This window comes from Piscirickettsia salmonis LF-89 = ATCC VR-1361 (assembly GCF_000297215.2).
GTDB classification, from domain to species: Bacteria; Pseudomonadota; Gammaproteobacteria; order Piscirickettsiales; family Piscirickettsiaceae; genus Piscirickettsia; species Piscirickettsia salmonis.
On sequence record NZ_AMFF02000115.1, the window covers coordinates 1 to 9,954 of the forward strand.

General features: G+C 40.0%; 9 protein-coding genes. 4 read left to right on the top strand and 5 right to left on the bottom strand.

Features of this window, described 5'->3' with window-relative positions:
* Positions 1-77 precede the first annotated feature (77 nt).
* Positions 78-542, bottom strand: coding sequence for a DUF4402 domain-containing protein (locus C200_RS11170; RefSeq protein WP_016210915.1), 465 nt, complete (start codon positions 540-542; stop codon positions 78-80).
* 197 nt (positions 543-739) lie between these two features.
* Between C200_RS11170 and C200_RS11175 the strand changes: the two genes are divergently transcribed.
* On the top strand, positions 740-1,555 hold the full coding sequence (locus C200_RS11175; protein ID WP_032126715.1) for a substrate-binding periplasmic protein: 816 nt from the start codon (positions 740-742) through the stop codon (positions 1,553-1,555).
* Between the two features lie 128 nt (positions 1,556-1,683).
* Positions 1,684-3,996, top strand: a complete 2,313-nt coding sequence (locus tag C200_RS11180; protein WP_016210906.1) for a Tex family protein — start codon at positions 1,684-1,686, stop codon at positions 3,994-3,996.
* Positions 3,997-4,115: 119 nt separating this feature from the next.
* Here the strand turns inward: C200_RS11180 and C200_RS11185 are convergent, their stop codons facing one another.
* Positions 4,116-4,643, bottom strand: a complete 528-nt coding sequence (locus tag C200_RS11185) for a hypothetical protein (RefSeq protein ID WP_051307343.1) — start codon at positions 4,641-4,643, stop codon at positions 4,116-4,118.
* Positions 4,644-5,287: 644 nt separating this feature from the next.
* Here C200_RS11185 and C200_RS11190 point away from each other — a divergent pair.
* A complete protein-coding gene (locus C200_RS11190) occupies positions 5,288-6,613 on the top strand; it encodes a NupC/NupG family nucleoside CNT transporter (protein ID WP_230389121.1) in 1,326 nt (441 codons plus the stop codon).
* A 5-nt stretch (positions 6,614-6,618) separates the two neighbouring features.
* On the opposite strand, the gene C200_RS11195 is transcribed toward C200_RS11190, so the two are convergent.
* The 3 genes from C200_RS11195 to C200_RS11205 form a co-directional block, all read right to left on the bottom strand.
* A complete protein-coding gene (locus C200_RS11195; RefSeq protein WP_016210914.1) occupies positions 6,619-6,870 on the bottom strand; it encodes a YfhL family 4Fe-4S dicluster ferredoxin in 252 nt (83 codons plus the stop codon).
* A 33-nt stretch (positions 6,871-6,903) separates the two neighbouring features.
* Positions 6,904-7,425: a pantetheine-phosphate adenylyltransferase gene (gene coaD / locus C200_RS11200; protein WP_016210913.1), complete on the bottom strand. Its 522-nt coding sequence runs from the start codon at positions 7,423-7,425 to the stop codon at positions 6,904-6,906.
* 170 nt (positions 7,426-7,595) lie between these two features.
* Positions 7,596-8,609, bottom strand: a complete 1,014-nt coding sequence (locus C200_RS11205) for a transaldolase (RefSeq protein ID WP_016210905.1) — start codon at positions 8,607-8,609, stop codon at positions 7,596-7,598.
* 60 nt (positions 8,610-8,669) lie between these two features.
* On the opposite strand from C200_RS11205, the gene C200_RS11210 reads away from it, so the two are divergent.
* Positions 8,670-9,485, top strand: a complete 816-nt coding sequence (locus C200_RS11210; protein ID WP_016210908.1) for a hypothetical protein — start codon at positions 8,670-8,672, stop codon at positions 9,483-9,485.
* Positions 9,486-9,954: the final 469 nt, after the last annotated feature.

Below are 9,954 nucleotides of genomic sequence, written 5' to 3' on the forward strand. Positions count from 1 at the left end.
TCAGTGCGTAAGGTGAGTAAAAAAGAGCCTTATTCTTAAGGCTCTTAACTCTTAGAAAAAATTATGAAAATTAAATATTATTGGTAAGCTGCGGTAAACGTCAAGGTTCCCGCATAATCACCCGCGACAGTATCATGCATTAAGTCTTTTATAGTCCCTGTGACGTCAACCGCCAATTGACCATCTTCATCTAAATTATCCTTGGCATCACTTTTACCACCACCTTTAGTGACAACAGAAACTTCAAGACTGTCACTGCCACTGTTAATGTCTGTTTTTGCCGGCCAAGTGACTTTCACTGCGCTTCCTGGAGTGCCATACACTGTCATTTGACCGTCGGCGCTGGCATCTTCTTTTACTCCTGCTTTATTCGGTAAAACAATATCGCCAAACGCCATTGCTGTGGTTTGTTCAATCGCAATACCAGAAACAATTTTCGCTGTAATATTAAGTTTGCCTGTTGCAGACTCTGCTGCAAAACTATTAACACTTGTTGCCACTAAAAATGCTGTAACACCTATAAAACTTTTTTTCATAGACATGAATTAAGCCTCCTTGTGATCGTTTATGAACCGCCAAAGTTCACTTTCATCCTACCATTCTTCACTGACTTAAAACAATCACGTTCTATTAAAAATAAATAAAAAAAATTACAAATAAACTTAGACAATTCAGATTATTTAATCTAAAAAATAAAAGACAGACAAAAATTTAATTACGCCTACTATAGTAAATCATAATGAACAAAATACACTCAGGACTTCTTTTTATCTTGGCCTTAACAGCCTCAAAACCAGCATTTTCTCTGATTGAATCTCATACTATTGCTTATGAGTACAATTGGCCACCTTATAGCTATCAATTAGACTCAGGAAAACTAGAAGGTATTATCATTGACATCGTACGCATCGCACTATCGCGAGCTGACCTGCAAAGCGAGGCAACCAGTTTTCCACTCGATCAAGCTAAAGCACTCGTTAAAGAAAACATTATCAGCGGCCTTATTACCACCGCTGATAAAATTCCTGCTCCAACAATATCAAGTCCAAATGAAAAAGAAAATAAAAGCAAAAATCAGGCAAGCAACATCACTGTACTCATTTCATCTGAACCGATCATCACCATACGCTCTAAAGCATTTGTGCTTAAAAAAAATAAAAATTTAACTAATCTAAAAAAAATATCATCCTTTAATGACTTAGAAACATTAAAGATCTGTATTGACCAAAATAATATCTGGGCTAAACAACAGTTCAAATCTCATCAAATAAAAGCCCTCTTCAGCAAAAATCAAGCAGACTGTTTTCGTAAAATCGCCCTCAATCGTTATGACTTAACGATCACTCAAGAAACACTAGGCAAGCAACTATTAACAATGATGGAACTAGAGAAAAATTTTACTCTCTTACCTTACAATTACCGTACATTACATATTGTATTAGCCACTCATCAGCAATCTGAGCTTGCTGAAAGTTTGCCTAAGTTCAATACCGTCATTAAAGAAATGCGTAAAGATGGTACAATTCAAAACATCATTCAAACTTATGCTCGCTAACACGCCATTAATTAAACGCCCACATTCGCGAGTCTAGATTTGCTATTCATTCTAGACGCTTTTGACTAATTCGATTACCCTGTCTCAATTATATAAACGTTGTATTAAGATGGATGAGACTGGTTGCTATGAATATTAGCCTGAAAATTGCAAACGAACTCGCTGTCAAAGAATGGCAGGTCACAGCAGCAACGACGCTACTGGATGAAGGTTCGACTGTGCCTTTTATCGCGCGCTATCGTAAAGAAGTCACCGGCACGCTTGATGACTCACAACTGCGTGCCTTAGAAGAACGCCTACGCTACCTCAGAGAACTCGAAGAACGTCGAGAGAGCATATTAAAAAGCATCAATGAGCAAGACAAACTGACCCCTGAATTAAAGACCAATATTATCGAAGCAGAGACCAAACATCAGCTTGAAGATCTTTATCTGCCTTACAAGCCCAAACGTCGTACTAAAGGTCAAATTGCCATAGAAGCTGGCTTAGAACCCTTAGCTAATGCTCTATTTTATGACCCGAATTTAACCCCTGAGACGGAAGCTGAAAAATATATCAATCAAGATCAATCGATTACTGATACTAAAAAAGCCTTAGAGGGTGCTCGTTATATTTTAATGGAGCGCTTTACAGAAGATGCCACACTGATTGAAACCCTCCGTCAATTCTTAAAAGATGCCGCCCAAATCCAAGCGACGGTCATTGGTGGCCAAGAAGAAACTGGTGCAAAGTTTAAAGATTATTTCGAATTCTCAGAAGCGGTCAGTAAAATTCCCTCACATCGTGCTTTAGCGCTGTTTCGTGGGCGTAGCGAGGGCGTATTAAACCTACAGCTTTTACCTGAACCTAGTAAAACAGACTCAGGGCAAAGTGAAGCATTGATTATGCACCACTTAAATTTTAGTCATCAGGGACGTCCTGCTGATCACTGGCTACAAGAAACCATACGCTGGACCTGGCGTATTAAATTACTCACCCGTTTAGAATCTGAGTTTTTTAGTTTAATTCGTGAACGTGCCGAAGAAGGTGCCATTAAAGTCTTTGCAACTAACCTCAAAGATTTACTATTAGCCGCGCCAGCCGGTGCCCGCTCGACTTTAGGCTTAGACCCGGGCCTACGCACCGGCGTCAAAGTTGTTGCTGTTGATGCCACAGGTAAACTGATTGAGCATACAACGATTTTTCCCCATGTACCGAAAAACCAATGGGATCAGTCCATTCATGTCATTGGCACATTGATCAAAAAACACAATATCGAACTGGTCAGCATCGGCAATGGCACAGCATCACGAGAAACTGACCAACTCGTCACAGCCGTTAAAAAACAGTGTCCTGAACTAAAATTTACTCAGATTATGATTTCAGAAGCCGGCGCCTCAGTATATTCTGCCTCTGAACTGGCTGCCCTGGAATTTCCAAACCTGGATGTTTCTTTTCGTGGTGCAGTCTCCATTGCCCGTCGCCTGCAAGACCCATTAGCAGAATTGGTTAAAATAGAACCCAAAGCCATCGGTGTAGGTCAATATCAACATGATGTCAATCAAGTTCAGCTCGCCCGCTCTTTGGACGGCGTTGTCGAAGATTGTGTTAATCGCATAGGTGTTGATGTTAATATGGCCTCAGCACCGCTACTTACCCGCATCGCTGGCTTAAATACCACCATCGCTCAAAATATCGTCACCTACCGTAATGAGCAAGGTCCTTTTAAAAACCGCACAGCATTAAAAAAAGTCCCACGCTTAGGGGCTAAAGCCTTTGAACAAGCCGCAGGATTTTTGCGTATTAATAACGGTGATAACTTACTCGATGCCTCTGCTGTCCACCCTGAGACCTATGCCGTTGTTAAAGCAATTGCAGCTAAAAACGACCAAAGCATTAAAGATTTGATTGGTAATCACACATTTTTAAGTACATTAAAAGCCCAAGATTATATTAATGATCAGTTTGGTGAGCCAACCATTAAAGATATTATCAGCGAACTTGATAAACCCGGCCGCGACCCACGCCCAGAGTTTAAAGCAGCAACATTTAAAGACGATGTTCACGATATTAAAGATCTAAAAGAAAATATGACCCTTGAAGGGGTAGTCACCAATGTCACGAATTTTGGCGCCTTTGTTGATGTCGGTGTACACCAAGATGGCCTCGTACATATTTCAGTACTGGCAAACCACTTTGTTAGTGATCCGCATGAAGTCGTTAAAGCAGGTGACATTGTCAAAGTCAAAGTCGTTGATATTGATCTTGCTCGCCGCCGTATTGCCTTATCGATGCGCTTAGATGACTCAGCAAGCAATCAACAAAACAAGCAACCTAAACAAGCCGGTAATGCAACCAATATGACAAAGTATAATAATAAAGCGACTAAAAAATCGCCGCCATCCCAAGGCGAGTCAGCCATGGCCGCGGCTTTTGCTAAGCTCAATTTAAATAAGCGCTAAACTTAAAGCTTTATCACTATTTTGAGATCTATTTAACCCCTGTCGACAATTACTGAATAGGGGTTAAAAATAAGCCAATACCAAGATAAATACTGCAAGAGCCTTTTTTAATTACTGATTTAATGTTGTCCCATGCCAGAATCGAGATCAAAATCATCCTCTGAACACTTGCGGTAATGACCACCTAACTGCTCGTCTAGAAACTGGCTTGAGGTAGAGTATGGATTGTCTGAACTATTCGTTGCAAAATAATTTTCATAGGCCTGATTCACAGATTTATTATGAGAATCAAAACCCGCTAAACTACCACGGCAAGCAAAATAACGCATTGCCTTCTTACTATAATCAGGCTCACAACCACCAAATGGCGTCAATAACTCTTGCAGCTCATGGTATTTTTCCGGGTTAGCACTGATAATTTCTTTGATATAACTCATCGTGCGTGTGCGCCCAGTTCTTGTTGAATACCAATGTAAGTCTCTTTTAAAACAAGCTTCTTGCAATATTCTTTGAAATGCTAGATCAGTATTTCCATAATAGATATCCGTGATACTAGTATGCTTTTGCAAATCTTTAGGGTTATACAGGCGAAGCTTTTCAAGTAGTTCACCTCGAAATTGTTCCAAGGTCTCGTAATTTATCGTCATGATTATCCTATCTTTAGTTACTTAAACACCATTTCAAGCTCTTCATATAACTTTAATAAAAACAAGTGTAAATAATATATAACAACCGATTAAAATTATGAGTATAAGGTTATTGTGCTGTAACAAGCACGACTCGCAAGCATAGCTATATTCTCGCTTTACTATATCTCTAGATTTAAACATCACCTTTGCAAAAATAATAGAATAAAATTTCTTAAAATATATACTCTAAGTAAATCATTTTTCCTTCTGAAATACCTCTAAAAACTTAACACTTAATATTAAAATATATTTTTAGATATTTTAATATTAACAAGCAGCAGTATTTAGGCAGCAAGAAATTTCCAGCCTGTCAAACTGTAAAGCTGAACAACCTTGCTTCTTATTAAGAACAACACTAAATTATATATGTAAGAACTTTTCTCATTACTTTATTTGTAAGTTGTAATAATAAAATTTTAGAATAGCACTTTACTATGCTTTATCTGCTCTATCTTGATCTATTCGGACCATTTTGAAGAGAATGCGAATGAAAATAGCTCAGCCCATACCTCACCAGCTTAATCGCTTGCACAACACAATTTATCAACACGAAGCTGACAAACATCATCACTTTTGATAGAATCCCTTAGCAATTCTCTAACATGATGGGAATATTCACTTCCCAAGCATTAACGAAAGTGAGCAATAATATGATTCAATCCGTTCTCCACGGTATCCTGGGGCTACTAGGCTTTTGTCTACTTGCCTTTATTTTTAGTGAAAATAAACGTGCGATCAAATGGAAACCAGTCGGCTATGGGCTAATCGCTCAAGTTATTATTGCCCTTATTCTCTTTTATGTCCCGCTATTTAGCCTAGCATTTGCTAAAATGAATGAAGTTATTATTGCATTACAGCAATCAGTCATCGAAGCGACCTCCACCGTCTTTGGTTATATTGGCGGTGGACCCTCGCCCTTTGAGGTCAAGCCGGGTGGCAACACCTTTATCTTAGCATTGCAAGCGTTACCAATGGTCATTGTCATCGGTGCCATTGGTGCTATCTTAACCTATTGGGGCATTATTCCTTTTATTATTCGTCATATTTCTAAAGCATTACACCGCTTTGCTGGTATTGGCGGCGCGCTTGGCACAGTGCTTTCTGCAAATATTTTCTTAGGTTTCCCTGAGGCTCAGCTCACCATTCGCGGCTACCTTAAACACTTAACCCGCAGTGAAATCTTCACCATGATGACCATGGGCCTTGCTGCCGTCGCCGGCACAGTAATGGGGCTATATGTCATTTTCTTGCAACCTATATTCCCGAACGGCGTGATTGGCTATGTGATTACATCCGTCGTTATGGGCATCCCTGCAGTCATTACTATCTCGCGCATCATGGTACCAGAGACAGAAACGGTCACAACCAACCAGACTGATCTAACTCATGAGTCAGCTTCCAGTACCATGGATGCCTTAACACAAGGTATTTTTGAGGGCGGTAAAACGCTGATGGCCATTATCATTATGATGCTTGCCGCGCTTGCTTTAGTCAGCTTCATCAATCACGGCCTCGCCTTACTGCCTCACATCTATGGCCATACAGTCAGCGTGCAGCTATTGCTCAGTTATCTGCTTGTGCCTTTTATGTGGCTGATGGGAATTCCCTGGGAACATGCACAAATGGCCGCAGAACTGATGGCCACTAAACTTGCCACCAATGAACTCATCGCTTATAGCCAACTTGCGACGATGCACCATTTAGATCCACGGGTACAAATTGTGATGGTATTTGCCATGTGTGGCTTTGCCAACTTTGGTAGCATCGGCAGCATGTTAGGTAGCTTTACCAGCTTAATGCCCGAAAAGCGTAAAATCATTGTGAACTTCGGCTTTAAAGCCATGCTAGCCGGAACCATTGTCACCTGTATGAATGGAACGGTTGTTGGTGCCTTATATAGTTTGGGTGTGCCAATTATTCATAATTAAATTTACTATTTATTCTCAGTCAAACGATGATAACGCGCCCACAGCGTCTCTTCATTTTCAGGGTTCTCTGGGTCAATAATAATACAATCGACCGGGCAAACTTCTACGCATTGCTGCGTCTTAAAATGACCCAAGCAATGCGTGCATTTATCAGGGTCAATCTCATAAATGTCCTCGCCCTGATAAATAGCCTCATTGGGACATTCGGGCTCACAGACATCACAATTAATACATTCATCAAAGATTTTTAACGCCATCGCTCTGTGCTACTTAATCAAATTACTTAAATTTTATTTTTTTACTTCATCACTGGTTTTTTCTGCTGTCTCTACAAATTTACCCTGTAATGCTTTAGCAACATTTGCAGCAACAAAAGCAGATACATTACCACCTAAACTCGATACTTCACGCACTAAGGTAGACGAAATAAACGAATACTTCTCAGAAGGTGTCAAAAACATTGTTTCAACATCAGGGGCGAGTTGACGATTCATCGCCGCAAGCTGAAACTCATATTCAAAATCAGACACCGCACGTAAACCACGAATTAATAAATGAACTTGCTGCTTTTGCACATAGTCTGCTAACAAGCCCCGGAATGCACACACTTCAACATTATTTAAATGCATCAATGCCTCTGTAGCCATGTGCACACGCTCATCAACAGTAAATAGCGGCGTTTTGCTCGGGTGCGTCACATGGGCAACAGCCACCACGACCTTAGAGAAAAGGCGTGACGCACGCTCAACTAAATCAGTATGGCCATTGGTAATCGGATCAAATGTTCCAGGGTAAATAGCGGTTACCTTCATCACATCCTCAATAAATAGCAATAACAAAAAAATGTGGCATCATCGCTCACTTAAACTTTGCGAAGATCATACCACATTTCATCGTTAATTATGCTGAAAGTCACTTCAGCCATGCACTAAGAAAAAATCTCAGTTAGGCAAAACCTCTATAAACAGCAACGGCTAACCACCTAGTATTTAGCAGCAGCCCGCATTTTTTCTTCAAGGAGGACCGTATCTTTAGCAAAGCGACGAATACCATCAGCCAGCTTTTCCTCAGCCATCGGATTTTGATTCATCGCCCAACGAAATTTAGCTTCTGTCATTGCAGCAATCTTGGAGTCATCACTGGCAACGGCAATATCATTGACTAAAGCACGCTCAAAACCGGCTGTTTTCTCTTGTAATTGAGCTAATACCTTGGGTGGAATCGTCAAACGGTCACAACCGGATAAAGCTACCACTTCATCACTACTACGAAAACTCGCAGCCATCACCACCGTTTTAAAATCAGCCTGCTTAAAACAACGATGAATCTCTCGTACCAAGTCAATGCCTGGGTGCCCATCATAGGCAATACTCTTCTCTTTATACCAATCTTGCACCCGCCCAACAAAAGGTGAGATCAAATAAGCATCCGCCTCAGCACAAGCAATCGCCTGCTCTTTAGAGAAAACCAAGGTCATATTGCAATGAATACCTTGCTGTTCCAACACTCGCGCAGCAACAATACCTTCCCAAGTGCTGGCAATTTTGATCAAAACACGTGTTTTATCAATACCATAATCATGGTATAAAGCAATTAAGCGCTCTGCACGCGCGATCATCGCCTCACTATCAAAGGATAAACGTGCATCAATCTCTGTCGACACCACACCAGGGATTAACTGTAATAACTCACGACCAATCGCCACCGCCAACACATCCAAGCATAAATCCACATCAAAACCCGCCGGACGCATTGCCCGGTCAATCGCCTCTTTCACTAAAGGCACATATTCTTGCTTCTCAGCCACTTGATACAGCAACGACGGGTTGGTTGTCACGTCTTTCGGCTGATAATTAACAAAACTAGCGATATCTCCCGTATCTGCAACCACCTCTGAGAATTGGCGTAATTGCTCGAGCTGATTCTGCGGATTGAATACGGTACGTTCAACACACCCGTCAGTCATTCTATAAATCTCCCAACGTAAAAAAGCCATTGACAATGCTCCATTTCCTGTATACTACGGCATTGTAGTTTGTTTAATAGAGAAATGTAGATGTCAGACCAAAATAAAGTGCCAGCGGCTCTCCTCTTTCAACGCGCCTGGGGATTATACAAACACGCCTTTGCGCGACTTTTTCCAATCGCCTTTGCAACATTCGCACTGGCATCACTCTATCGCTACACTATCATGACACAGCTAGTAAGCTCAAGTTCCATGCAAAAAACAGCAACAGTCGTGATTATGATTGCCTCTCAGCTGGTTTTTTTCTGCATTATCGCCTTAAGCCAAAACGCTCAATTATTCACTTTACAAGAGCGTTATATGAACCAGCAAACGCCCTTTCGCCAGATTATCAAACAGTCAACTACGCGCTTTATTCCCATGCTAGCGCTCATCTTATTGCTATTAATTAGCATTCAAGTTGTCGCATTTGGCGTAGGTTGGTTAATCAGTCAGGTTCTACCTGCTGCCATGTTCTTTGTCCCCTTACTGGTTATTTTAATCAGTACAAGCTTTGTCCTCTTTTCTCCTTGTATTTTATTATTTGAAAAGCAAAATATTATTAAGAGCATTCGTTTTAGCATTCAGCGTTGCAAAAGTATCTGGCGCAGTAATTTTTTCTTACTACTCCCCCCACTACTCGCGTATATGCTTGTTAGCAGTATACTAGCCAATATAAATAACTCTCTAGGCAATATCTCAGCCGCAGGATTTGGTATTGAAGAGGTCGTGACCATTTTCACCGACGCACTCATCTTTCCATTTCTAATGACACTGATCTTCACCCAGTATATTCACTATCTGCCAAAAGCGACTCCAACAGACAACCAAGATTCAGGTCAAAATCAAGAAGCAGATAAAAGTTAAGGGATAAATAATAAGTATTTAGTTGTTTAGTCCTCTTAATTATATAGTTATAGAAAAATTAATAAGAACAGGCTTGACTTAATTAATTCAAGCCTTGTCAGAGCACTCAAATTATCCTTCCCAACAAAGCCAAAAAAAAACTAAACTTTAGCAACACATCCATAGAAGTATTGCCTTAACTCTAGATCGCAGCCAAATTAAAATTTCATAAAACATAAACTACAAATAAAATAACATATTTAATATTTATTAAATTTCATTAAAAATAATTAAAAAAAACATTAAACTTAATTTAAATTTAATTTAAAAATTAAATTTAAATTATATAACTATAATATAAGAGCTTTCTTCTTCAAAATTTAGAAAAAGCGATATAACACACCAAAAATGAAACGCTATTTTAGAAGAAAGAAAGTATTGGAGTGTCATCCAGCTGATATAGCTGAGGAGATCGTAAGCGTCGCTACCT